This window comes from Pseudomonas botevensis (assembly GCF_019145475.1).
Lineage (GTDB): Bacteria > Pseudomonadota > Gammaproteobacteria > Pseudomonadales > Pseudomonadaceae > Aquipseudomonas > Aquipseudomonas botevensis.
The window spans coordinates 120,012-143,996 of record NZ_JAHTKI010000013.1; the positions used below are offsets into that span (position 1 = coordinate 120,012).

Annotated in this window: 19 protein-coding genes; 6 read left to right on the top strand and 13 right to left on the bottom strand. The window is 60.5% G+C overall.

Translation table 11 applies throughout. The features are described from left to right. Positions 1 to 128: 128 nt before the first annotated feature. The 6 genes from KVQ74_RS17940 to KVQ74_RS17965 all read right to left on the bottom strand — a co-directional run bounded on the left by KVQ74_RS17940 (position 129) and on the right by KVQ74_RS17965 (position 10,420). Positions 129 to 1,598: an efflux transporter outer membrane subunit gene (locus KVQ74_RS17940; RefSeq protein ID WP_217832513.1), complete on the bottom strand. Its 1,470-nt coding sequence runs from the start codon at positions 1,596 to 1,598 to the stop codon at positions 129 to 131. Continuing rightward, positions 1,595 to 4,702, bottom strand: a complete 3,108-nt coding sequence (locus tag KVQ74_RS17945) for an efflux RND transporter permease subunit (RefSeq protein WP_217832514.1) — start codon at positions 4,700 to 4,702, stop codon at positions 1,595 to 1,597. Before KVQ74_RS17945 ends, KVQ74_RS17940 begins: the two co-directional genes overlap by 4 nt. 40 nt (positions 4,703 to 4,742) lie before the next feature. After that, entirely contained in the window at positions 4,743 to 7,838 is a 3,096-nt protein-coding gene (locus KVQ74_RS17950) for an MdtB/MuxB family multidrug efflux RND transporter permease subunit (protein ID WP_217832515.1), read from the bottom strand. Next, complete coding sequence (locus KVQ74_RS17955; protein WP_217832516.1) at positions 7,835 to 9,142, bottom strand: MdtA/MuxA family multidrug efflux RND transporter periplasmic adaptor subunit; 1,308 nt, start codon at positions 9,140 to 9,142, stop codon at positions 7,835 to 7,837. The genes KVQ74_RS17950 and KVQ74_RS17955 overlap by 4 nt, the downstream gene beginning before the upstream one ends. Positions 9,143 to 9,333: 191 nt before the next feature. Continuing rightward, complete coding sequence (tpx, locus tag KVQ74_RS17960) at positions 9,334 to 9,834, bottom strand: thiol peroxidase (RefSeq protein ID WP_217832517.1); 501 nt, start codon at positions 9,832 to 9,834, stop codon at positions 9,334 to 9,336. A gap of 142 nt (positions 9,835 to 9,976) precedes the next feature. Then, positions 9,977 to 10,420, bottom strand: a complete 444-nt coding sequence (locus KVQ74_RS17965; RefSeq protein WP_217832518.1) for an SRPBCC family protein — start codon at positions 10,418 to 10,420, stop codon at positions 9,977 to 9,979. Between the two features lie 133 nt (positions 10,421 to 10,553). Here KVQ74_RS17965 and KVQ74_RS17970 point away from each other — a divergent pair, with 133 nt between their 5' ends. Further along, positions 10,554 to 10,976, top strand: a complete 423-nt coding sequence (locus KVQ74_RS17970) for a YciI family protein (protein WP_217832519.1) — start codon at positions 10,554 to 10,556, stop codon at positions 10,974 to 10,976. 92 nt (positions 10,977 to 11,068) lie between these two features. Here KVQ74_RS17970 and KVQ74_RS17975 read toward each other — a convergent pair whose 3' ends face one another. The 4 genes from KVQ74_RS17975 to KVQ74_RS17990 form a co-directional block, all read right to left on the bottom strand. After that, the gene (locus KVQ74_RS17975; RefSeq protein WP_217832520.1) at positions 11,069 to 11,740 is read right to left on the bottom strand and encodes a DUF3313 domain-containing protein; all 672 of its coding nucleotides are present in this window, start codon (positions 11,738 to 11,740) and stop codon (positions 11,069 to 11,071) included. 358 nt (positions 11,741 to 12,098) lie between these two features. Continuing rightward, positions 12,099 to 13,073, bottom strand: a complete 975-nt coding sequence (locus KVQ74_RS17980; RefSeq protein WP_217832521.1) for a hypothetical protein — start codon at positions 13,071 to 13,073, stop codon at positions 12,099 to 12,101. 137 nt (positions 13,074 to 13,210) lie between these two features. Further along, positions 13,211 to 13,690 (bottom strand): DUF934 domain-containing protein, encoded by a 480-nt coding sequence (locus KVQ74_RS17985; RefSeq protein WP_217832522.1) that lies wholly within the window; start codon positions 13,688 to 13,690, stop codon positions 13,211 to 13,213. Continuing rightward, complete coding sequence (locus tag KVQ74_RS17990) at positions 13,687 to 15,360, bottom strand: nitrite/sulfite reductase (protein WP_217832523.1); 1,674 nt, start codon at positions 15,358 to 15,360, stop codon at positions 13,687 to 13,689. Before KVQ74_RS17990 ends, KVQ74_RS17985 begins: the two co-directional genes overlap by 4 nt. A gap of 336 nt (positions 15,361 to 15,696) precedes the next feature. On the opposite strand from KVQ74_RS17990, the gene ccoN reads away from it, so the two are divergent. Together ccoN and KVQ74_RS18000 are read left to right on the top strand one after the other, a co-directional pair. Next, complete coding sequence (gene ccoN, locus KVQ74_RS17995; protein WP_217832524.1) at positions 15,697 to 17,124, top strand: cytochrome-c oxidase, cbb3-type subunit I; 1,428 nt, start codon at positions 15,697 to 15,699, stop codon at positions 17,122 to 17,124. Positions 17,125 to 17,136: 12 nt separating this feature from the next. Continuing rightward, entirely contained in the window at positions 17,137 to 17,358 is a 222-nt protein-coding gene (locus tag KVQ74_RS18000) for a cbb3-type cytochrome c oxidase subunit 3 (RefSeq protein ID WP_217832525.1), read from the top strand. Between the two features lie 58 nt (positions 17,359 to 17,416). Here the strand turns inward: KVQ74_RS18000 and KVQ74_RS18005 are convergent, their stop codons facing one another. Beyond that, positions 17,417 to 18,193 (bottom strand): helix-turn-helix domain-containing protein, encoded by a 777-nt coding sequence (locus KVQ74_RS18005; RefSeq protein ID WP_217832526.1) that lies wholly within the window; start codon positions 18,191 to 18,193, stop codon positions 17,417 to 17,419. A gap of 77 nt (positions 18,194 to 18,270) precedes the next feature. Here KVQ74_RS18005 and KVQ74_RS18010 point away from each other — a divergent pair, with 77 nt between their 5' ends. Beyond that, the gene (locus KVQ74_RS18010) at positions 18,271 to 18,963 is read left to right on the top strand and encodes an aspartate/glutamate racemase family protein (protein ID WP_217832527.1); all 693 of its coding nucleotides are present in this window, start codon (positions 18,271 to 18,273) and stop codon (positions 18,961 to 18,963) included. 1 nt (position 18,964) lies between these two features. Here KVQ74_RS18010 and KVQ74_RS18015 read toward each other — a convergent pair whose 3' ends face one another. Both KVQ74_RS18015 and KVQ74_RS18020 read right to left on the bottom strand, forming a co-directional pair. Next, positions 18,965 to 19,483 carry a GNAT family N-acetyltransferase gene (locus tag KVQ74_RS18015; protein ID WP_217832528.1) on the bottom strand — a complete coding sequence of 173 codons (519 nt, stop codon included), beginning with the start codon at positions 19,481 to 19,483 and terminating at the stop codon, positions 18,965 to 18,967. Positions 19,484 to 19,713: 230 nt separating this feature from the next. Then, the gene (locus KVQ74_RS18020; RefSeq protein WP_217832529.1) at positions 19,714 to 20,085 is read right to left on the bottom strand and encodes a DUF6124 family protein; all 372 of its coding nucleotides are present in this window, start codon (positions 20,083 to 20,085) and stop codon (positions 19,714 to 19,716) included. Positions 20,086 to 20,764: 679 nt separating this feature from the next. Here KVQ74_RS18020 and KVQ74_RS18025 point away from each other — a divergent pair. Both KVQ74_RS18025 and KVQ74_RS18030 read left to right on the top strand, forming a co-directional pair. Then, positions 20,765 to 23,035: a hypothetical protein gene (locus tag KVQ74_RS18025; RefSeq protein WP_217832530.1), complete on the top strand. Its 2,271-nt coding sequence runs from the start codon at positions 20,765 to 20,767 to the stop codon at positions 23,033 to 23,035. Between the two features lie 343 nt (positions 23,036 to 23,378). Then, complete coding sequence (locus tag KVQ74_RS18030; protein ID WP_217832531.1) at positions 23,379 to 23,819, top strand: hypothetical protein; 441 nt, start codon at positions 23,379 to 23,381, stop codon at positions 23,817 to 23,819. Positions 23,820 to 23,985 lie beyond the last annotated feature (166 nt).

Consider the following 23,985-nt stretch of genomic DNA (forward strand, 5'->3'; position numbering starts at 1 on the left):
GGTAAATGCGCCGATTGTACTGATTGCACAGAAGAACGCACTGACAAAGTAGTCAATTTGCCATCAAGCCGATGAAACGCTTGTTTGATCGGCCCCACCCCTCTAATCCGGTAGCCGGCGTTGACCGATCAGCGGTTATCACTCACATCGAGTTGCCCGTCCCAGCCCCCGCCCAGCGCGGCAATCAACTGCACACTGGCGATCAGCCGGCTCTGCAGCACATTCAGCACACTGCGCTCGTTACTCAACGCCGTGGCTTGCACCGTGACCACATCGAGATAGGCGATGAGCCCGGCCTTGTACTGGTTTTCGGTCAGGCGCACCGAGTCGCGGGCCGCATCAAGGGCTTCCTGGCGCACCGCCGCTTCGTCCTCATACACCTTCAACTGCACCAGGTAGTTTTCCACCTCGCGGAAGCCGTCGAGCACGGTCTGGCGGTATTTGGCCACGGTCTGATCGTAGATCGCCTCGGTACGGTCGACTTCCGCCGAGCGCTGCCCGCCGTCGAACAGCGGCAACGTCACTTTCGGCCCCACCGACCAGAAGCGGTTCGGCAGACTGATGAGATTCTGGGAGGTGCTGCTGCTATAACCGCCGCTCATGCTCAGGCTCAGATCCGGGTAATACGCCGCTTTTGCCACGCCGATATTGGCGTTGGCGGCGATCACCGAGCGCTCGGCCGAGGCGATGTCCGGACGTCGCTCCAGCAATTGCGAGGGCAGGCTCAGCGGAATCGGCGGCAGCTTGGGAATGTCCTGGGTTTCGGCGAGTTTGAACTCGGCCGGCGGTTGCCCGATCAGTACGGCGATGGCGTTTTCGAACTGCGCCCGCTGCCAGATCAGATCCACCAGATCGCCCTGGGTGGACTTCAACTGAGTCTGCGCCTGGGCCACCGCGTCACGCCCGGAAACCCCGGCCTTGTACTGGTTCTGCGTCATTTTCAGCGAGCGTTCATACGCGGCCACGGTCGACTCGAGCAAGCGTTTCTGCTGATCGATCACCCGCAATTGCAGGTAGTTTTTCACCAACTCGGACTGTTGGCTCAGGCGCATCGCCGCCAGATCGGCAAAACTGGCCTGGGCGCTGGCTTCGTTGGCCTCCAGGCCACGACGCAATTTGCCCCAGACATCCGCCTCCCAACTGACGCCCAACTGCGCGTTGTAGGTATCACGAATACCGCTGGAGGAACTGCTCAGGCTCGAACTGCTGCTGCCGGTGCCCTGGCTGGAACGGGTCTTGCCCGCGCTCAGATCAACGCTCGGGTAAAACGCCCCGCGCGCGCTGCGTACCAGTGCCTGGGCCTGACGGAACTGCGCCTCGGACTGCGCGACGCTCTGGTTGGCGCTGTTGAGTTTCGCGATCAACTCATTGAGCTGACGGTCGCCATACAGTTCCCACCAGGCACCACGGGCCAGGGCATCGCTCGGGTTGGCCTGGCTCCAGCCTTCGGCTTCCTTGTATTGGGCGATTTGCGCGGTTTGCGGGCGATGATAGTCCGGGCCGACGGCGCAGGCACTGAGCATCGCCACGCACAGCGACAGACTCAACAGACGCGAGCCACGGGCAGTGGCCAGATTGAGAAGCGAACGGTCAGTCATAGCGGAGTTTCCAGTGCGGCATCGGTACGTACGCCACGCCATTTGTTGAAACGATGGCGCAGTTTGTCGAGATAGAGGTAAACCACCGGCGTGGTGTAAAGGGTCAGCACCTGGCTGAAAATCAGCCCGCCGATGATGGTCAGGCCCAGCGGTTGACGCATTTCTGCGCCTTCGGCCCGGCTGAGCAACAGCGGCAAGGCGCCGAGGATCGCTGCCAGCGTGGTCATCAGAATCGGCCGCAAGCGTTGCAGACAGGCGCTGCGGATCGATTCCAGCGGCGACAGGCCCTGATGGCGCTCCAGTTGCAGCGCCAGGTCGATCATCAGGATCGCGTTCTTCTTCACCACGCCGATCAGCAGGAACAGCCCGAGCAGCGAAATCAGGCTGAACTCGCCGCCCAGCGCATAGATCGACAGCAGCGCACCGACCCCGGCCGAAGGCAGGGTCGAGAGAATGGTCAGCGGGTGAATGTAGCTTTCGTACAGCACACCGAGCACCAGATACACCGCCAGCAGCGCGCCAAGAATCATGAACGGCTGACTCTTCTGGGTCGCGGCAAAGGCGTCGGCGGTGCCGGCCATTTTTGCGATCACGTCTTCCGGCAGACCGACCTTGGCAATCGCCCGCTCGATCGCGGCACTGCCCTGCTCCACCGTCACGCCTTCGGCCATGTCGAAGGAAATGTCCTCGGACGCGAACTGGCCTTCGTGGCTGACCCGGTCGTCTTCCAGGCTGTTCTCATAATGGGCGAAGGTCGACAGCGGAACCCGCGCACCGTCGGCGGTGATGACTTCGACCTGCTTGAGCGTCACCGGATCCTGGGCGTATTTCGGATTGACCTCCATCACCACCTGGTACTGGTTGAGGCTGTCGTAGATCGTCGAAATCTGCCGCTGGCTGTAGGCATTGTTCAGCACGGCGGTGACCATGTTCATGTCCACCCCCAGGCGCTTGGCCTGATCACGGTCGACAATCAACGTCACCTGCTGCGCGCCGCGACCCTCACGGGCGTCGATGGCGGTCAGCTCGGGCAACGCCCTGAGCGCGGTCACCACTTTCGGATACCACTCGCGCAGCGCCCCCAGGTCACCGCTTTGCAGGATGTAGCTGTATTGCGAGGTAGTCTGCTCGCGGCCGCCGCCGAATTGCAGGTCCTGGTCGGCCATCAGCATCAACTGGGCGCCCGGCACCTTGGGCATTTCCTTGCGCAGGCGCTCGATGACTTTCTGCGCCGACAGATTGCGCTCCTTGATCGGTTTCAGGCGAACCAGCATGAACGCGTTGTTGGTGCCGTTGGTGCCACCGATGAACCCGGCAACGCTTTCCACCGCCTCATCCTTGAGCACCGCGCGGCGGAAGATTTCCATTTTCGGCTGCATCACGCTGAACGACAGGCCGTCGTCACCGCGCACGAAACCGATCAACTGGCCGGTGTCCTGTTGCGGCATGAAGGTCTTTGGCACCACAACGTACAGGGCGACGTTGACCCCGACGGTGACGATCAGGCTCAACAGGGTCAGACGCCGGTGACGCAGCACCCAGTCGAGGCTGGTGGCGTACTTGCCGACCATCCAGTCGTTGGCGTGCCGGCTCCAGCGTTGCAGGCGGTTCTCCTGCCCTGGCGTGTGCGGCTTGAGCCAGCGTGCGCAGAGCATTGGCGTCAGGGTCAGCGACACCACCAGCGACACTACGATGGCCGCCGCCAGCGTAATGGAGAATTCACGGAACAGGCTTTCGATGATCCCGCCCATGAACAGGATCGACAGGAACACCGCGACCAGCGAGACGTTCATCGACAGCAAGGTGAAGCCGACTTCCTTGGCCCCGAGGTACGCGGCCCTCATCGGTTTGACGCCTTCGTCGATGTGCCGGGAAATGTTCTCCAGCACCACGATGGCGTCGTCCACCACCAGTCCGGTGGCGAGAATCAGCGCCATCAGCGACAGGTTGTTCAGCGAAAAGCCGTAGAGGTACATCACCGCGAACGTACCGACCAGCGACACCGGCACCGCCAGGGTCGGGATCAACGAGGCGCGGAAGTTACCGAGGAACAGGAACACCACCAGAATCACCAGGGCCACGGCGATCAGCAGGGTCATTTCCGCTTCGTGCAGCGTGGCCTTGATCACCGGCGAGCGGTCCATCGCCAGGTTCAGTTTGACACTGGCCGGCAGCACCGCCTGCAACGCCGGCAGTTGCGCCTTGATCTCGTTGACCGTCTCGATGATGTTGGCGCCGGCCTGCCGGTTGATCACCAGCAGCACCGCTGCGTCATCGTTGAAGAACCCGCTGTTGTAACGGTCCTCGACACCGTCGCTGACCTTGGCCACATCTTTCAGGCGCAACGCGGCGCCGTCGGCGTAGTGAATGATCAGCGACTCGTAATCCTTGGCTTTCTCCAGTTGATCATTGGCCTGGATCTGCCACAGCCGCTCACCGTCCTCGACCGAACCTTTCGGCCGGCGCACGTTGGCCTCGGCGATGGTCTTGCGCACGTCGTCCAGTGCCACGCCGTACTGGTTCAGCGCCTGGGGTTCGAGTTCGATGCGCACTGCCGGCAGGGAGCTGCCGCCAATCTGCACTTCACCCACGCCCTGCACCTGGGACAGGCTCTGGGACAGGATGGTCGAGGCCAGGTCATAGAGCTGGCCTTTTTCCAGCACGTCCGAAGTCAGCGACAGCACCATGATCGGTGCCTGGGACGGATTGACCTTCTTGTAGGTCGGCATGCTGCGCATCCCGCTCGGCAGCAGGTTGCGCGAGGCGTTGATCGCCGCCTGCACTTCCCGCGCCGCGCCGTTGATGTCGCGGTCGAGGTCGAATTGCAGAATGACCCGGGTCGAACCCTGGCTGGAGCGACTGCTCATGGTGTTGACGCCGGCAATGGCGCCGAACGAGCGCTCCAGCGGCGTCGCCACAGTGGATGCCATGACCTCCGGACTGGCGCCGGGCAGGCTGGCCTGCACCACGATCACCGGGAAGTCCATTTGCGGCAGCGGTGATACCGGCAGCAAGCCGAAGCTCACGCCGCCCAGCAGCATGATCGCCAGGCTCAGCAGCATGGTCGCCACCGGGCGCTTGATGAAAGGACCGGAGAGGTTCATGTATTGACCCCATCAGGAGCGGGTCGGGTGTTCAGCATGATCACACGGCCACCTCTTCAGCCTTGGACTTGCCGAAACGGCGACCCAGCCGGTCGAAGTACAAATAGATCACCGGCGTGGTGAACAAGGTCAGAATCTGGCTCATCAGCAAGCCACCGACCATCACCAGACCCAAAGGCTGACGCAATTCCGCGCCGGAACCGGTCGCCAGCATCAACGGCACCGCGCCGAACAATGCGGCCAGGGTGGTCATCAGGATCGGCCGGAAGCGCAGCAACGCTGCCTGATAGATAGCCTGCTCCGGCGCCATGCCCTGGTTGCGTTCGGCGTCGAGGGCGAAGTCGATCATCATGATCGCGTTCTTCTTGACGATACCGATCAGCAGGATGATGCCGATGATCGCGATCATCCCCAGGTCATTGCCACTGAGCAGCAGCGCCAGCAAGGCGCCCACCGCCGCCGATGGCAGGGTCGAGAGAATGGTGATCGGGTGGATATAGCTCTCGTAGAGCACGCCAAGCACGATGTACATGGTCACCACCGCCGCCAGAATCAGCAGCAAGGTGCTCGACAGCGACGCCTGGAACGCTTCGGCCGCGCCCTGGAACTGGGTCTGCACGCCGATCGGCATGCCGATGTCCTTCTGCACCTGATCGATCACGTCCACCGCATGCCCCAGCGCCACGCCGGGCGCGAGGTTGAACGACATCATCACCGCCGGGAACTGACCGATATGGGTGATCGCCAGTTGCGCCTGGCGCTCCTCGACATGGGCCAGGCTCGACAACCGCACCTGTGCGCCGTCGGTGGTCTTGACGTGAATCTGATCCAGCGCCTGCGGGCCGATCCGCTCCCCGGCCTGGGCTTGCAGCACCACGCGGTACTGGCTGGCCTGGGTGTAAATGGTGGAAATCTGCCGCTGGCCGAACGCATCGTAGAGCGCATCGGTGATGTTCGACACCGAAACGCCAAGGCGTGAGGCCGCATCACGGTCGATGACCAGATACACCTGCAAACCCTTGTCCTGCAAATCACTGGCGACGTCAGTCAGTTCCGGGCGCTGCGCCAGCGCCTCGACCAGTCGGCCGCTCCACAGGCTGAGCAGATCGGCGTCCGGCGAAGACATGCTGAACTGGTACTGGGTGCGGCTGACACGGTCTTCGATGGTCAGGTCCTGCACCGGTTGCATGAACAGACGGATACCGACCAGTTTGTCCAGCTGCGGTTGCAGCCGCGTGATCACCTCGGCGGCGCTGAGGTCACGCTGACCGTGGGGTTTGAGGTTGATCAGCAGACGCCCACTGTTGAGGGTGGCGTTGTCGCCATCGACGCCGATGTAGGACGACAGGCTTTCAACCGCCGGATCTTCCAGGATCACCTTGGCGAGCGCCTGCTGGCGTTCACTCATGGCGGCGAAGGAAATCGACTGCGGTGCCTCGGAAATACCCTGGATCACCCCGGTGTCCTGCACCGGGAAGAAACCCTTGGGCACCACCATATAAAGGAACACGGTCAGGGCCAGGGTGCCGATGGCGACCAGCAGGGTCAGTGGCTGACGCTTGAGCACCCACTGCAACATGCGCCCGTAGCCGGCGATCATCCAGTCGATGAACTCACCGCTGGCACGATAGAAACGGCCCTGCTCGCTGGCCTCCGGCTCACGTTTGAGCAGGCGCGCGCACATCATCGGCGTCAGGGTCAGCGACACCACCAGGGAAATCAGGATCGCCACCGCCAGGGTGATGGCGAACTCGCGGAACAGGCGCCCCACCACGTCCGCCATGAACAGCAGCGGGATCAGCACCGCGATCAGCGACAGGGTCAGGGAAATCAGGGTAAAACCGATCTGCTTGGCGCCTTTGAGCGCGGCCTGCAGCGGGCTGTCACCTTCTTCGATGAAGCGCGCGATGTTTTCCAGCATCACGATGGCGTCGTCGACCACGAAGCCGGTGGCGATGGTCAGGGCCATCAGGGTCAGGTTGTTCACCGAGAACCCGGCCAGGTACATCACGCCGAAGGTGCCGATCAGCGACAGTGGCACGGCCACCGACGGAATGATGGTGGCACTGGCGCGCCGCAGGAACAGGAACGTCACCATCACCACCAGGGCGATGGCGATCAGCAGTTCATGCTGCACGTCGGTGACCGAGGCGCGAATGGTCTGGGTACGGTCGGTCAGCACGGTGACGTCGAGACCGGCCGGCAGGTTGTCGGTGATGCTCGGCAGCAGCGCCTTGATCCGGTCGACCACTTCGATCACGTTGGCGCCCGGCTGACGCTGGATGTTCAGCAACACCGCCTGATTCTGGTTGGCCCACGCGGCGAGACGTTCGTTCTCGGCGCCATCGACGATTTCCGCCACATCCTTGAGCCGCAACGGCGCGCCGTTCTTGTAGGCGAGGATCAGATTGGCGTAGTCCTTGGGTGAGGTCAGCTGGTCGTTGGCGTCGAGCATCGACACCCGGGTCGGACCGTCGAAGTTGCCCTTGGGCTGGTTGACGTTGGACGCACCGATCAGGGTGCGCACGTCCGACAGGTTCAGACTGTTGGCGGCCAGGGCCTCGGGGTTGACCTTGATCCGCACCGCCTGACGCTGGCCGCCGGCAATGCTGACCATGCCGACACCGCTGATCTGGGCGATTTTCTGCGCCATGCGCGTATCGACCAGGTCATTGAGCTTGGGCAGCAACATGGTTTTCGAGGTGATCGCGAGCGTCAGCACCGGGGTGTCCGCCGGGTTGACCTTGTTGTACACCGGCGGTGCCGGCAAATCGGTCGGCAGCAGATTGGTCGCGGCGTTGATCGCGGCCTGCACTTGCTGCTCGGCGACATCCATGTTGATGTCGAGGCTGAAGCGCAGGGTCAGCACCGAGGCACCGCCGGAACTGGTCGAGGCCATTTGCGTCAGGCCCGGCATCTGTCCGAACTGACGTTCCAGTGGCGCAGTGACGGCGCTGGTCATGACATCCGGACTGGCGCCGGGGTACAGGGTCATGACGCGGATGGTCGGGTAATCGACCTGGGGCAGCGCCGAAACCGGCAGCAGACGATAAGCGATCAGACCGGCCAGAACGATAGCCAGCATGCTCAGCGTGGTGGCTACCGGACGGAGAATAAACAGCCGCGAAATGTTCATGCGCCCTTCTTGGCCTTGTCGGTGACGGCGGCGTCAGGCGCGGTGGCGGCGGATTTGCCTTGCAGGTGTCCGGTCGGCGTGGTCGGTACGTCCTGGCTGTCGTTGACCACTTCCACTTCACTGCCTTCCTTCAGGCGGTCGGTGCCCTCCAGCACCACGCGGTCGCCAGCGACCAGGCCTTCGGTGACCACGGTGTTGTTGCCATCGCTGGCGCCGATCTTCAACTGGCGGATGGTGACTTTCTTGTCACCGTCCATGGCGTAGACAAAGGTGCCGTTGTTGCCGAACTGGATCGCCGCCGAAGGCGCCAGCACCACACCCTTGAGGGTGTCGGCCAGCAGGTGGACGTTGACGAACTGGTTGGGGAACAGCGACTGGTCGCGGTTTTCGTAACGGGCCTTGAATTTCAGGGTGCCGGTGGCGACGTCGATCTGGTTGTCGAGGCTTTGCAGAACGCCGGTGGCCTGCAACTTGGTGTCGCCACGATCCCAGGCTTCGGCCGGCAGTTTCGCGCCACTGCGATAGCGGGCAAGGACGGTTTCAAGGCTGTTTTCCGGCAGTGTGAAGGCCACGCTGATCGGTTGGGTCTGGGTGATGACCGCCAGGAACGTGGTGTCGTTGGCGGCCACCAGGTTGCCGACGTCGAGCTGGCGCAGACCCACGCGGCCGGCAATCGGTGCGCGGATCTTGGTGAAGTCGAGGTTGAGCTTGGCGTCGTTGACCGCCGCCTGATTGGTTTTCACCGTGCCGAGGTATTGGCCGACCAGCGCTTCGGCGGTGTCCAGGGTCTGCTTGGCGATGCTGTCTTCCTTGAACAGGCCGCGATAACGCTCGACGTCGACCTGGGCGTTTTTCAGTTGCGCCTGGTTTTGCAGCAAGGTGCCTTCGGCCTGAAGCAAGGCGTTCTGGTACGGACGCGGGTCAATCTCCGCGAGCAGGTCGCCCGCCTTGACCATCTGCCCTTCTTCGAAATAGATCTTCACCAGTTCGCCGGCCACGCGGCTGCGCACATTGATGGTGTTGAGCGCCGTCACCGTGCCCAGCGCCTTGTAGTACAGCGGGAAGTCCCCGGTGACCGCCGGTGCCACGCGCACCGGAATCGGCCCGGTGCCGCCACCGAAGCCCGGCCGCATCATCCCCGAACGGCCGGTATGGCCGGCCGCAGCCTTCTCGGCGCCCGCCTTGTGGGGCGCTCCGGCCGGCCAGAATTTCCAGCACAGGACGGCGACGACCAGCAGCACGAACAGGCTGATCAGCCAGCGACGGGATTTACGGGGGGACGATTGCATGGAGTGATTAACCATTGGGCGCGTGGGCTTCTTTTACGGGAGGCTGAACGATAAGCACTGGTGGGGATTAAGCAAAGCGCATTTACCGGCAATTTACCTTCAACTTACGTTTCAAGGTGTGAGGCAAGACACTGATACACAAATGAAAACGGCCTGGACAGGGCCAGGCCGTTAACAATTGTAAAAACGCTGTTTGAGAAAGCGGATTACTTCAGAACAGCGAGGGCTGCTTCGTAGTTCGGCTCTTCAGCGATTTCCTTGACCAGCTCGCTGTGCAGCACTTTGTCGTTCTCGTCCAGAACGACGACGGCACGGGCGGTCAGGCCTTTCAGCGGGCCGTCGGCGATGGCAACGCCGTAGTTCTGGATGAACTCGGTGCCGCGCAGGGTCGACAGGTTCTGTACGTTTTCCAGGCCTTCGGCGCCGCAGAAACGGGCCTGGGCGAACGGCAGGTCAGCGGAGATGCACAGCACCACGGTGTTGGCGATGTCGTTGGCCTGGGCGTTGAACTTGCGCACGGAGGTAGCGCAGGTCGGGGTGTCGACGCTTGGGAAGATGTTCAGCACTTTGCGCTTGCCGGCGAAGTCTTTCAGGGTGACGTCGGACAGATTGCCGGCAACCAGGGAAAAGGCTGGTGCCTGGGAACCGGCTTGTGGCAACTGGCCGTTGACTTGAACCGGGTTGCCTTTGAGGGTGACTTGAGCCATGAACGGAATCCTTCTGAACGTTGTTTTATTGAAAATCACGCAAGAGGCCGAAGTTAACCACGAAATTGTCCGACGACCTATGCCTGAACTGAAATTGTCATGCTCCGGAAGACAAAACTGGATACAACCTGAATCAGCAGGGTTATTTGAGCAGTTGCAGCATGTTGCGGTGCCGCGCCTCGAAAATCCGCCGCATGTAGCCGTTCACCAGCAACGCCTCGCTGAACGCCCCGCCAATCGCCGAGTACGTCACCCGGTCGGTGTAAAGCGTACCGCCCTCTCCCGCCGCCACCCGATGTTCATGACGAAAGGCACGCAGCGGCCCCTTGAGCATTTCATCGATGAAGTGACTGTCGCTGACCTCACGAATGACCACCGTCCAGTTCGACGGGATAAGGTTGAACATCCAGTGCCGAAACCGAAACTGCCGGCCGGCCTCGATGCGCAGCCGGCCCAGGTCGATATCGCCCAGCGGCGTGACGCGCTCGGGGAAAATCTTCGGGAAGTTGATGCCCTCCAGGCAGAAGTCGAGCACCTCGCTCGGGGTGCGCGCGGGGATCAGGGTCGTGAGTTCAAGGGTAGGCATGGCGGACACATTCCGTATGGAGGCGATGCTTGTTAAAACGCGGGTCTGCATCTTTTATTTAAAGGCCCTGTCGATTCAAGTCCTGCCCGTTCGACTAAGCAGTGAATCCCTTACACGCCTGCGGAGAACCACCATGCAATTCATGATCATTGTCAAAGCCAGCGCCGATTCCGAAGCCGGCGCCATGCCCAGCGAAGAACTGCTGACCGCGATGGGCAACTACAACGAGGAACTGGCCAAGGCCGGCATCCTGGTGTCCGCCGATGGCCTGCATCCCAGCAGCAAGGGGGCTCGCGTAAGGTTCTCCGGGGAAAAACGCACGGTGATCGACGGCCCTTTCGCTGAAACCAAGGAATTGATCGCCGGCTATTGGATCTGGGAGGTGAAATCGAAGGAAGAAGCCATCGAGTGGGTCAAGCGCTGCCCGAATCCGATGCCGGGCACCGAGGCCGAAATCGAAATCCGCCAGGTCTTCTCGGCAGAAGAGTTTGGCGCCGAATTCACCCCGGAACTGCGCGAACAGGAGCAGCGGATCCGAGAGGCGAAAAAACACTGAAATGGCTTGAGAGTCTCAGTGAATCGAACCCCGCTTCCACAAAGGTTTTGTGGGAGCGGGGTTGCTCGCGAAGAGGCAAGCGCCTCAGCCAGTCACTTGGCCTTGAGTTTCAGATAGGACTGATGCATGTCCGCCGCCCAGCCATCGATCACGCCTTTGACATCAGACGGTTTCATCACCTGGGAGTCGTTTTCCAACGGTTTGCCGGTGCCCTTGCGCACAACCTGGGCCACGACCTTGTTGTTGCCGCCATCCAGGAACACGGCCTCGGTGGCGAGGGTGGTTTCCTGATCGCGAGAACCGCTCGCGGTGGTGACCGCCGCCGCCACCAGTGCGATCGGAATCACTTCATACGGCTTGAGGCCCTCGGTCGAGCTGCTCACGGCAGTGATCGCCGCACGCACCACGATCACGCCCGGCCCCGGGCCGGTGGCCAATGGCAATGACTTGCCGATTTCACGCTTGAGCGCCTGATCGTAGTAGCTGGTGATGCCGTTGAGGGTCTGCTGCGGGATTTTCACAGTCGCTTGCGGTTTGGGGTAAAGCTGGGTGGGTTCGATGTAGACGCTGCTGTATTTGTTGATGTCGACCTTGGGATCTACCCAACGCATGACCTCGGCACCGGAAGGCGACTTGGCCTCCTTGAGCTGACTGTAGTCTTTGAGGAAACCGGAATATTCCTCGGGAGAGACGGTTTTGCTGGAGCAGCCCACCACTCCGAGAGTGGCAATGCACAACGTGCTCATCATCACTGCTAGCTTCATGCTGTAACTCCTGTCAGAAGGCCCAATCAGTGTTGCGTGGGGAGGAATTACAGGTATAGCTAAAACCTTGGGGTTTGCGATCAGAAACCACAAAAATCACGGATTTTCCGTGCGGGGATGGACGTGGGGAATTCGGGTCGGGTGACCGGCTGGGAATTGCTGCCCTCACCCTGGCCCTCTCCCAAGGGGAGAGGGAGCTGATTGGGGGATATTGGAGAAATTTGCCGACCTGAACGATTGTCCTTGAATCCATAATCGACCGGTTCTTTCAGGTCGGCGCATGACACAAGACAACCCGGTCAATCCCCTCTCCGCCTGGGAGAGGGTTAAGGTGAGGGGCTTTTCAAGCCACACTCGATCACCAGGAAGACGTCGCCCCGCTCTTCAACGCCATCTCCCGCCGGCTATTGGCCCGCATCGCCTTGATCAGCGACACCGATCCCACTAGCAGAATCGCCGCGCCAAACAGGAAATCGATGTTGTACAACTGGAAGTCCTGCACCGGCCCGACCAGCAGCACCCGCACCACGCCAATCCCCACCAGCGTCGCCAGGAAGTCGATCCCCGGCTCATCGCGATAGAACACGTGGAGCAACGGCAGGCACAACACCAGCAGCAACAACAGCACGACCACCTTGAACGAGCCCTTGCGCTCGACACTGAACGCACACTCATGGGCGCCGTAGGCCTTGTAGTCCTCGTCGCGGATCATCGAGTTTTTCTCGTCGATGTACTCGACACGGTTGTATTTCTGGATCGGCGTGAAGGTGTTGGACATCTCCATCAACGTAGTGATGTTCTTGAAGCGCAGATCGATGCGCTCGCTGCCCTTGAGGTAATACAGCACCGGCTTGTAGCCGTAGCGGTAAGTGTCGAACGGAAACTCGGTGACCCGCCCCTGCACACCGATGGGTCGTGGTTCCAGTTCAGCGAAGGCGCTTTTGTTGGCGGACGCGAGGTTGCGGCTCAGTGGCTGGATCTTCACTTGCTCGAGGAAGATCGGGGTGACGCCGTAGGACCACTGCAACGGCTCCAGGCGCAGGCGCAGTTCATTGCGGCCCAGGTCGTAGCGGTTGAACGTGCGCTCGGACACCAGCACCGAGCCGCTGAGCATGAACTCGCCGCGCAGGTTGTTGGTGATGCGCAAGGTCAACTGGTCCTTGCCCAGCAGCGCCGCTTCGCCGTTGGGCGGCGTACCGCACCAGGCAGTGCTTTCGCTGGCGCCGCCGAGCTGGCCGTCGCGGTTTTCCTTGAATACATAGAAGTAGCTGGCCCACAGCGTCAGCATCAATAGCAACGCCGTGAGGCCCAAGATCTTTTTGCCCGCAGTCACAGCCCAGACTCCTTTCTTCGATTCCATCGTCCAGCCGAAAACCCGCTGGCGCGAAGGACTCTACCAAAAGGCCACCATCGACCCAAGGAAAAATCCGCGAATGACGTGGGCTGTAGGGGTTTCCCTTGTGTGAAAGATCAGCGCCGCCGAAACAACGGACGCGGCTCAATCACCGAGCGCCCGTACAACACGCTCATCCCGGCCAGCCCCTTGAGCGCGTCCTCGGCGGACTTGTCTTCGCGCACGGCAAAGCTGTCGAAGCCACACTGGCGCATATGACTGAGCTGATCGCGCAGCACATCGCCAATGGCGCGCAACTCTCCCGTCCACCCCAAGCGACTGCGCAGCAGATAGGCCTGGCTGTACGCGCGACCGTCGCGAAAACTCGGAAAGTCGAGGGCAATCAGCGGCAGCGACGCCAGCCACGGCACCAGACTGTCGACCTCATCGTCCGGCCCCAGCCAGACCGCGTGGGTCGAGGGCGACTCCAGCCAATGGGCCAGCGGCAGGATCAGCAGCCCCGCCGGCCTCTCCTGCTCAGGTTCGCGGACCAATGTCCATGGATCGTCGACCGCGATCCGCGCGACACCCTGCTCCAACCGCAACAGATTGTTCATGCCGACACCTCCAGCATTTTCGGGTAGACCCGTTCCTTGAAGGGTTCCAGGCCAATGCGGGCCAGGGTGTCGACAAACAATTCCTCACTCTCGCGATAACGCACGAAGGTGGCGATGATTCGTTCGATCACCTGCGGCACTTCGGCGGCGCTGAACGACGGGCCGATCACTTTACCCAGCGCACTGTTTTTGCCTTGCGCGCCACCGAGGGTGATCTGATACCACTCGCTGCCGCTCTTATCGACGCCAAGGATGCCTATGTTGCCGATGTGATGATGCCCGCAGGCATTCATGCAGCCGGAAATGTTCAGGCTGATGTCGCCCAGGTCGTGCAGATAATCGAGGTCTTCGAAACGCGCCTGAATCGCTTGCGCAATCGGGATCGACTTGGCGTTGGCCAGCGCACAGAAATCGCCGCCGGGGCAGGCAATGATGTCGGTCAGCAAACCGACGTTGGCGCTGCCCAGGCCTTGTTCGCACGCCATCAGCCACAGGGCGTGGAGCGCGGATTTCGGCACGTCCGGCAGCACGATGTTCTGCTCGTGGGCGATGCGGATTTCGCCGAAGCCGAACTGCTCCGACCAATCCGCCACCGCCAGCATCTGCACACCGGTGACATCGCCCGGCGCGGCGTCCATGCCGGGTTTGGTCGACAGCACCGCGCTGGCATAACCCGGCACCTTGTGCGGTTGCACGTTGCGCGCGACCCAGCGGGCGAACGCCGGGTTCTCGCTCAGGCGCGTGCCGAAGTCCAGATCGGTCGCCGTCAGCCTGTCGTAGGCCGGCGGCACAAAAGCACTGGCGACCCGCTGATACTCGGCTTCGGTCAACTGCGCCGGGCCGTCCTTGAGGTGCTGCCACTCCGCCTCGACTTCCCTGGCGAACGCCTCGATCCCCAGCGCCTTGACCAGAATCTTGATCCGCGCCTTGTACTTGTTGTCGCGTCGACCATGGCGGTTGTAGACCCGCAACACCGCCTCGACGTAGGACAGCAAGTGTTGCCAGGGCAAGCCGTCGCGGATCTGCAAACCAAGAATCGGCGTACGCCCCAACCCGCCGCCGACGATCACCCGCAACAGCATCTGGCCGTCGCGGCCCGGATAAAGATAGAGGCCGATGTCATGCATCATGATCGCCGCGCGGTCCTGCCTGGCCGAGCAGATGGCGATCTTGAACTTGCGCGGCAGGAACAGGAATTCCGGGTTGATCGTCGACCATTGCCGGAGGATTTCCGCCAGCGGACGCGGGTCGATCATCTCGTCCGCCGCGACCCCGGCAAACGCCTCGGTGGTGATGTTGCGCACGCAGTTGCCGGAGGTCTGGATCGCGTGCATGTTGACCTGCGCCAGGCGTTCGAGAATGTCTGGCACCTCGTGCAACTCGATCCAGTTGAACTGCATGTTCTGCCGGGTGGTGAAGTGGCCGTAGCCCCGGTCGTAATCACTGGCGATGCTCGCCAGGGTGCGCATCTGTTCGGCGCTCAGGGTGCCGTAAGGGATCGCCACCCGCAGCATGTAAGCGTGCTTTTGCATGTACAGGCCGTTTTGCAGACGCAGCGGCAGAAACTCCTCTTCGCTCAATTCTCCGGCCATGAAGCGCTCGACCTGATCGCGAAACTGCGCAACGCGCTCGAAAACCAGCGCCCGGTCGTAATCGTCGTACTGATACATGCCACTGCTACCTCATCAGGTGTTTGTTCTGTGGGAGCGGGATTGCTCGCGAATGCGGTGTGTCAGTCAACACACCGCATTCGCGAGCAATCCCGCTCCCACAGTTTTTTGGTTTTCCTGAAGGCACTATGACTGTGCGGCGCAGCCCATTACAGATTCACCTGAAACCATAAAAACCGTATCAGAACGCGGCAGATAGCCGCAGGAAGCGCACCTATCTGATCCGCATAAATGAACATTTCCTGAGCCTGTTTTGTTTCCGACGGGATTCCTACAGTGCAACCCATGCCAGACCGGGTGGCCTGGCAAGACTTTGCAACCGTGGATGAACTGACCATGAGCACAGCAACAATCGGACAGGCTTATAACTACAAGGTCGTCCGTCAATTCGTCATTGCGACTGTTTTCTGGGGTGTCGTGGGCATGGCGATGGGGGTATGGATCGCCTCGCAACTGGTATGGCCCGAAATGAACCTCGACCTGCCGTGGACCACCTTCGGCCGGCTGCGGCCGTTGCACACCAGCCTGGTGATTTTCGGTTTCGCCGGCAGCGCGCAATTCGCCGCCAGTTACTACGCGGTGCAGCGCACCTGTCAGGTGCGGCTGTATTCAGACAAGCTCGCCGCCTTCACCTTCTGGGGCTGGCAATCGGTGATCGTGATCATGTTCATCACCTTGCCGCTGGGCTTCACCACCACCAAGGAATACGCCGAAATCGAATTCTCCGGCGCGGTGTGGATGGCCGTGGTCTGGGTCGCCTACGCCGTGGTGTTCTTCACCACCGTGGTGCAGCGCAAGACCAAGCATATTTACGTCGGCAACTGGTTCTTCGGCGCGTTCATCCTGGTGATCGCCATGCTGCACGTGGTCAATCACCTGTCGATTCCGGTGGACTGGTTCAAGTCGTATCCGGTGTATTCCGGGGCCACCGACGCCATGGTGCAGTGGTGGTACGGGCACAACGCGGTGGGTTTCTTCCTGACCACCGGGTTCCTCGGGATGATGTATTACTTCGTGCCGAAACAGGTCAACCGGCCGGTGTATTCGTACCGGTTGTCGATCGTGCATTTCTGGGCGCTGATCACCCTGTACATCTGGGCCGGCCCGCACCATTTGCACTACACCGCGCTGCCGGACTGGGCGCAGTCGCTGGGCATGGCGATGTCGCTGATTCTGCTGGCGCCGAGCTGGGGCGGGATGATCAACGGGATGATGACCTTGTCCGGCGCCTGGCATCAGTTGCGCACCGACCCGATCCTGCGCTTCCTGGTGTTGTCGCTGGCGTTCTACGGCATGTCGACGTTCGAAGGCCCGATGATGGCGATCAAAACCGTCAACGCCCTCTCCCACTACACCGACTGGACCATCGGCCACGTCCACGCTGGCGCCCTGGGCTGGGTGGCGATGATCACCTTCGGCGCGACTTATCACATGGTGCCCAAGGTCTTCGGCCGCGAACGGATGCACAGCACGCCGCTGATCAACCTGCACTTCTGGCTCGCGACCATCGGCACCGTTTTGTATATCGCCTCGATGTGGGTCAACGGAATCACCCAGGGCCTGATGTGGCGGGCGATCAACGAGGACGGCACGCTGACGTACTCGTTCGTCGAGGCGCTGCAGGCCAGTCATCCGGGGTTCATCGTGCGCTTTGCCGGCGGGGTGTTTTTCCTCAGCGGCATGTTGCTGATGGCCTACAACGTGTGGCGCACAGTGCGGGTCGCGGATGTGGCGCTGGCGCATCGTGATGCGCAGATTGCCTGAGGCCGGGAGGCGATGATGGAGATGTTTTTGAATGGATTGGGCGTGGTGTTTCTGTGGCTGGCGGTGGAGTACTGCCTGCGCCATGAGACGGCGCAGAGTCTGGAAGATGCCAGTCTGACGCCGTTTGCCGATGACCCGGAGGTGGCGCGGCGGGTGGAGCTGGAAACGGGCAAGACCGTGAACGCGGTCGCGCCCGAGGAGGCGCGGCCGGGGTGGGTCAACCTGGAGATGTGAGGGGGGCGGCGTTGCGATGAGGGGGGCTCTTGATCTTGATTTTCCCCCCTCATAAAAACTAAAACCGCAACCGATACGCCCCAGGCGTCATCCCCAACTGCCGGCGCATCGCGCTCCCCATGTGCGACTGATGCGCAAACCCCACCTCCAGCGCTATCTGCGCCAGCGCCCGGTCACTGCTCTCAATCAACCGTCGAGCCGCCTGCAACCGCACCTCGACCAGATAAGCATGCGGCGTAACCCCCATGAACCGAGAAAAATCCCGCAACAGACGCAGTTCATTTTCGCCATAGGTCTGCGCCAGTTGCGCCAGGGTCAGCGGTTGATCGAACTCCCCGGTAATCCGCTCCAGCACCCGCAAAAACGCATCTGAAATCGCCCCGCCGCCATCAGCCTTCACAGAACGCCCCAGCGCCACAAAGCCCAACGCACATTGCTCGATCGCCAAGCCATCCGGATGCGGATCGAGCATCAACCGGCGCAGCGTCTGCGCCAGCTTCAACCCCCGCCGGTGCCCCGCCTGCTGCACGCGTCGATCCAGCATCGGCAAGCATTGCTCAACCAACGCCGGGGCCAGTCGCAGCGCCAGGTACTCGCCGCCCTCGGCCGATTCGGAAAACACCTCAACCCCCGCCGGCGTCTGCGCCAGCACACCGGGCAAGGTGTCGAAATCCACGCGCCGGTCAGAGCCAATCGCATGCACACCCTGCTGACGTTCAAGGGTCATGCCCAGCGTCTGCCATTGCAGCGGATCCCGTGCGCTGTAGGCCGCGCGCGGCAGCAGGTGCAGGCACAGTTGACCGTCCAGCAGGCTGTGGCTCAGCACGCCGGGCATGTGAAATTTCCTGATAGAACGAATCGACAATTCACGGGACACTCACCCCACGCAAGCCATCAAAACAGGAGCACGCCATGCGCACCATCGGCCTAATCGGCGGCATGAGCTGGGAGTCCAGCGCCGAATACTATCGCCTGATCAACCAACAGGTCCGCGACCGCCTCGGGCCGCTGCGTTCGGCGCGGTTGCTAATGTACAGCGTCGACTTCGGGCCTGTCGAACAGGCCCAGCACGCCGGGCGCTGGGACGATGCGGCGGCGATTCTGGTGGACGCTGCGCGCCGGCTCCAGGCCGGTGGCGCCGAATGCGTGGTGCTGTGTACCAACACCATGCACAAGGTCGCGGAGCAGATTCAGGCAGCGATCGACATCCCGTTTCTGCACATCGCCGAACCCGCCGCCCAAGCCGCGCTGGCCATCGACGCACCCACGGTCGGCCTGCTCGGCACCGCGTTCACCATGGAACAGGATTTCCTCAAACAACGTCTGATCGCCCGGGGCCTGACCGTGCTGGTGCCGGACGAAGCAGAACGCCAGGCCGTGCACCGGATCATCTACGACGAACTGTGCGTCGGCATCATCAGCGACAGCTCGCGCCAGACCTACCAACGGGTGATCAAATCGCTGACCGCTCGCGGCGCCCAGGCGATCATTCTCGGCTGCACGGAAATCGGCCTGCTGATCAAACCGCAACACAGCGCCCTGCCCCTGCTCGACACCACCGAACTGCACGCGCAGGCGGCGGTGGCGTTCGCCCTGGGCGACTGACTCAGGCCTTGGGTGGACGACGCAGACGGGCCATGCTCAGCGTATCCACCCACTGCCCGTCGCGCACCGCGTAATCGCGAAACAGGCCTTCGGTTTCAAAGCCGAACTTGCGATACAGGCCGATGGCCGCCTCGTTATCGGCGTACACCGTCAGCTCGATCCGGTGCAGGTTCATCCAGTTGTCGGCGACGTCCAGCGCCGCCGCCAACAGCGTCGACCCCACGCCCTTGCCCTGCCACGCCGTCGCCACGCCCATGCCGAAACTCGCGGCGTGGCTGCGGCGCATCCGCGCATACGCCTCCAGCCCCAGATTGCCGATCACCACGCCCTGATGCAGCGCCACCAGCTTCACCGCCCGCTCATTGTCCGCCAACAACCGCTGCCGCCAGACCTCAATCGACTGAAACGGCATCTGCAACACCTGCCGCGCCACGGTCGGGTCGTTGTACAACGCGGCGACGCCTTCGAGGTGGGATTCGTTGAAGCGTTCGAGGTGAATGTCGGGATTGTGGTCTGGCATGGCGATTCGTCCGTGATCGAGAGGTGGCCGAACACTCTAAACCACTTTCAACATCGTTAGTGCCTGACACACCGCCTTCGCGGGCAAGCCCGGCTCCCACGTTGGAATATGTTGCCATTGTGGGAGTGGGCTTGCCCGCGAAGACGGTGGCACTTTCAACACATTCAGTGCCCGATACACCGCTTCGCGAGCAAGTCCTCAGAGATCAACAGTGAGAGGACGATCACCTCTCAGCCCGGCAACTCCATCGTATCCAGCACCCGATTCACCGCCAGTTCACTGAGCATCACCAACTGCGCAATCCCCAGCAGCGTCCGGCGGTGTGGTGGCGGCAGCATGCCAGCGAAGTCGAGCGAGATGGTTTTGGCCGAGCCCAGGGTTTCGCTGACGTTGGCCAGCAGTTCTTCGCTGGTGTAGTCCGGGTCGATGGCGTACATCGGGCCGCGTTTGCGTTTCGCGTCGGGATTTCTGGGGGGATTGAGGTAGTGGTCGAGCGCGCGCTCGGCGGCTTCGTGGAGTCTTTTCGAATCGGCGGATTCGTAGGGCGAGGTGTTATCAGGGGTGGGGGTTTCGTCTGGCGGATTGGGTGTTGGTTTGATCATGGTGAAGCTCCTGAGATGTTGGAGCCACTTTTCGCCCTGTCGCTAAACAAGTGAAGGTGGCAGCTGTACGCAGGTTAGCGAACCGGTCTCAGGCACCCCGGTAGACCCAAAGGTCTCCCACATACAGCCGCCATAACAGAGTTGCAGGCAAAATAGTCCCACAACGAAGTTTGAACGCTGATGCACTGAGATAAGCCGGGTCGCTAAACCCGATCGCTGATGTATTCAGCGACCGGAAAACAATAAAACCGGCACCACAGGCGCACAAGCCGGCGGATTCTGGCGCATGCGTAGGCAGCGGCGCAAGAATGCGTAGCCTGCAAGACATGTCGAGCGATGTCATTTAAACGCAAGCGTTTAAAAGGCTCAGACTGACCAGACAATGCGAGGCGTGATGCTCGCAAAGCCAAATCCAAACCAACCCCCGTGGGAGCCGGGCTTGCCGGCGTAAGCGGCGGCACTTTCAACATTTTCAGTGCCTGACACCCCGCCTTCGCGGGCAAGCCCGGCTCCCACATTGGAATGCGCTGTTCCCCAAAAAAGAGGCGCCCTGCCCCCACCACTCGTCCGAAAACCCCTAGCACCTGTAATTTCTGACAGTAGCCAGCCCCACCAAAAAGCCGTGTGATAACCCCGTCGACCCGAGCCGAACCCGGCCCAAACACGATGGAGCGTTGCCATGACCAGCCAACCGGTTCCAATCACTCAAGCTGTCATTCCTCAGGCCCTGAGACTGCCGTACTTTCCGGCGATGACGACCCTCGACCCTCCCGGCGCCTACGACGGTGGTCTACCCATCCGCGCCGTGGAAGACGATTTACTGTGCATCCTCCGCGCCTGGCTGACCATGGCGGTCGGTGACCGGGTCGATCTGTTCTTTGGCAATGCCACCACGCCGATCGTGAGCCGGACCCTCACCCAAACTTCGGAAGTGGACAAGGACGTGCTGCTCACCATCCCCAAGGCGCAGGTGCCCGAGGGTGTCATCGAGCCGGTGTTCTACCGGGTCACCCGCAAAAACCAGAGCCCGGAGGATTCGACGCCAGCGTTGAAGCTGCTGGCCAAGTTCACCCGCCCCGGTGACTACGACAAAGAGCCCGACATACCCGGCCATTCCGAATTGAAGTATTCCCTCGACATCACCGATGTCGATCCAACGCTGCCGGCCAAAGGGGTGACGATGCGCATCGCGCCGTATCCGCACATCGCCGAGAACGACCGCATCATCGGCCGCTGGGGGTCGGAGCAGATCGAGCAGGTGGTCACGCAGCAGCAGGCCACTAATCCGGGTGCTCATCCGCTCGATGTGGTTTTCAGTCGCGCATTGATCGAGAAAGCGGGCGATGGCCCGGGCGTGCATGTTGGTTTTCAGCCCGTGGACTGGGTCAGGAATTTTTCTGACCCGCGCGCGCCATGGTCGGCGATGACCCGTGTACCGGTTGACCTGGGCGGCAATCGGTTACCCGCACCGCTGGTGCTGGTCAATGGCTTGCCCGTCAATATCGTGGATCTCAAAGACCTCGCCGGGAGCGACGTTATCGTGCGCGTGTACACCACGGCGCCCGACTTTGCCGTGGGCGATCAAGTACGCCTGACCTGGGTCGGCATCCCCACGGAAGGGTCGCAAATCATCGTCGAGCCACCGATCCAGCATGTGACATTTGTGCCGTTTCAACTGGACTACATCATCCCCAATGCGGCAGTCGCGGCCATCGCCAAAGGCAGTGCTTCGGTGGGGTATGTACGTGTGCGCGCCGGTGAGTCCGACCGCGCGTCGAAAAATGCCGGCGTGACGGTGGAAGGCGACATCAGCAGGCTGGCCGCGCCGACAGTACTGGAAGCCCCCGGCGGAAATCTGCCGCCTGACACCCCTTGGGCAAACGTGGAGATCCGCTCGTACGCCGGCCGCAAACCCAGCGACCTGCTGACCCTGTACTGGTTAAGCCTCGACCCGAACAACCCCGCGTTCTTCCAGGACGAGCGTACGGTCGGCAACATTCCCGAAGGCCAACCGGTGCTGCGCAGTGTGAGCAACGCCGACATCCGCCGGTTCGACGGGTTGCGGGTCAAGGTCTATTACGTCGTCAATGACGGTGACACAGGTGTGGTGAGCGTACGCGAGTCAGAGGCGTTCATCATGCAAGTGGGTCAGGCCGGGGCGCAGTTCGAGAAGCCTAAAGTGGACGGTGAAGCCAACGGCGTGCTCGATCCGGACGTAGTCGCTCCGAGCGGAGCCGTGGTGAGGGCGCCGTACCTCGGCACTCTGGTGCAGGATGTGGTGAATATGAACTGGCGGGGTTCGCAAGTTGGTGGCACTACGAGCGACTCCGTGACGCTGACCTCCGCTACAGCGGCCAAACCCGTGGTGTTTACCGTGCCTAAAGAGTATGTGACCAGGAATATTGGCGGCAGGGTTACGGTGGATTACAACATTCGGCGGGCGGATGTGTTGTTGGGGAGTTCTTATCCGTTGGAGATGAGTGTAGGCGCGGATCAACCCGCGTTACCTGAAGAGGACTTTGAAAATCAACCGGTGAGGTCCATTCTAGCAGGGGAAAACTTTCAGCTTCCCGCCTTTAATGTGAAGTTTCTTTCGGGAACAGGAGAAATTTCTATAAACAAATACCTAGGCGACCCCGAACCTGGAAAGCTTGAAAATAAAGTTCTAATAATCAATAAAGGAGAACTCGGAAGAGCTCAACACATCATCATAAAACCTGACAGCGCATTCACAAAGCTAACTTTCTGGTACCGCTGCAGCGTTGCACCACCCCACACTGTAAACATTTACAAAGATAACGTCCTACTCACTTCAGACGTACTAGGATCCTCAACTACCGCTCAAATGTTTGTAGCAAACCTATTGTTAATCACACACATCGAAATCATTCACAGCGAAGGAGAAATTTGGATCGACCATATGAAATTTGACAGATACATAGAGCCATAAAACAATATTCAAATATCAACAAATAACGCACCCTGAAATTTCTTGGAAATTGATTTACCTCCATTGCGCTTTTAGGTAAACCTATCAACCAAATACTGCAGGCTGCAGTTCTTTTTTTAATTTTTCGGCGTTCAAAATATCTTCTTAATTTCTCCTGGACCTTGACCTCAGGCAGCGACTACTTATTCACGAACGAGGCACTCACAAAGACGCTCGTAAAAGATCAAGATTGAAACTGCCATTTGTCGAAAAAACGCTGTCACCTGTCAGAACTGACAGGTGACAGATTCAAGCAGCGGGATTTTAATCGCAACGCAGTTCCCAATAAACAGGAGCGTTTGCCATGTCACACACAGTGATTGTCAATGAAGATTTCGAAACAGAGACGGAAACGACTATTATTGCTGGACAAAGCATCACAACGAAAATACTGAAAGTAGAATTTCTTTCAGGAACCGGCGTTGTGGAAATCCGCAAAAAAAACCCGCCAGACATCCCTGGCAAAATCGAATCAAATATCCTTTACCTAAAGTGGGACGGCGGCACAGTTCAAGAAATCAAAATCTCGCCGAACACACCGTGCTCAACGGTATCTTTTTGGTTTGATAAATGGCAGGGCATATCCGATTTTTATTTCTACGATGGAGATCAACTATTAGGCGTAGAAGAACCGAACAGCAATGACGTAAACAACATAAAACACACAGCAAAAAGAATTACACACTTCACTTTCTCTCACCACACCAGAGGCCTCGACATGGATAATTTCAACTTCACTAGTTAGTTGAAATTCAATTTGCGACCAGCGTCAACATCTTCAAGCTTTGTATATCTCCGTTTTTTTCCGGTGATGCACAACCAATTCATAAGCCGACGCTGGCCGCGACCTTCCACCTACTCAAACCACTCCCCCCGCTCCCGAAACGCCCCCCGAATCAACTCCACCAACC

What these genes read in the sequence shown, in the direction of transcription:
- KVQ74_RS18000 (WP_217832525.1), top strand. Translation starts at nt 17,137, where the DNA reads ATGATGGAGATGTTTTTGAATGGATTGGGCGTGGTGTTTCTGTGGCTG.
- KVQ74_RS18025 (WP_217832530.1), top strand. Translation starts at nt 20,765, where the DNA reads ATGACCAGCCAACCGGTTCCAATCACTCAAGCTGTCATTCCTCAGGCC.
- KVQ74_RS18030 (WP_217832531.1), top strand. Translation starts at nt 23,379, where the DNA reads ATGTCACACACAGTGATTGTCAATGAAGATTTCGAAACAGAGACGGAA.
- tpx (WP_217832517.1), bottom strand. Translation starts at nt 9,834, where the DNA reads ATGGCTCAAGTCACCCTCAAAGGCAACCCGGTTCAAGTCAACGGCCAG.
- KVQ74_RS17955 (WP_217832516.1), bottom strand. Translation starts at nt 9,142, where the DNA reads ATGGTTAATCACTCCATGCAATCGTCCCCCCGTAAATCCCGTCGCTGG.
- KVQ74_RS18010 (WP_217832527.1), top strand. Translation starts at nt 18,271, where the DNA reads ATGCGCACCATCGGCCTAATCGGCGGCATGAGCTGGGAGTCCAGCGCC.
- KVQ74_RS17950 (WP_217832515.1), bottom strand. Translation starts at nt 7,838, where the DNA reads ATGAACATTTCGCGGCTGTTTATTCTCCGTCCGGTAGCCACCACGCTG.
- KVQ74_RS17990 (WP_217832523.1), bottom strand. Translation starts at nt 15,360, where the DNA reads ATGTATCAGTACGACGATTACGACCGGGCGCTGGTTTTCGAGCGCGTT.
- KVQ74_RS17945 (WP_217832514.1), bottom strand. Translation starts at nt 4,702, where the DNA reads ATGAACCTCTCCGGTCCTTTCATCAAGCGCCCGGTGGCGACCATGCTG.
- KVQ74_RS17965 (WP_217832518.1), bottom strand. Translation starts at nt 10,420, where the DNA reads ATGCCTACCCTTGAACTCACGACCCTGATCCCCGCGCGCACCCCGAGC.
- KVQ74_RS17970 (WP_217832519.1), top strand. Translation starts at nt 10,554, where the DNA reads ATGCAATTCATGATCATTGTCAAAGCCAGCGCCGATTCCGAAGCCGGC.
- KVQ74_RS17940 (WP_217832513.1), bottom strand. Translation starts at nt 1,598, where the DNA reads ATGACTGACCGTTCGCTTCTCAATCTGGCCACTGCCCGTGGCTCGCGT.
- KVQ74_RS18015 (WP_217832528.1), bottom strand. Translation starts at nt 19,483, where the DNA reads ATGCCAGACCACAATCCCGACATTCACCTCGAACGCTTCAACGAATCC.
- KVQ74_RS17975 (WP_217832520.1), bottom strand. Translation starts at nt 11,740, where the DNA reads ATGAAGCTAGCAGTGATGATGAGCACGTTGTGCATTGCCACTCTCGGA.
- KVQ74_RS18020 (WP_217832529.1), bottom strand. Translation starts at nt 20,085, where the DNA reads ATGATCAAACCAACACCCAATCCGCCAGACGAAACCCCCACCCCTGAT.
- ccoN (WP_217832524.1), top strand. Translation starts at nt 15,697, where the DNA reads ATGAGCACAGCAACAATCGGACAGGCTTATAACTACAAGGTCGTCCGT.
- KVQ74_RS17985 (WP_217832522.1), bottom strand. Translation starts at nt 13,690, where the DNA reads ATGAACAATCTGTTGCGGTTGGAGCAGGGTGTCGCGCGGATCGCGGTC.
- KVQ74_RS18005 (WP_217832526.1), bottom strand. Translation starts at nt 18,193, where the DNA reads ATGCCCGGCGTGCTGAGCCACAGCCTGCTGGACGGTCAACTGTGCCTG.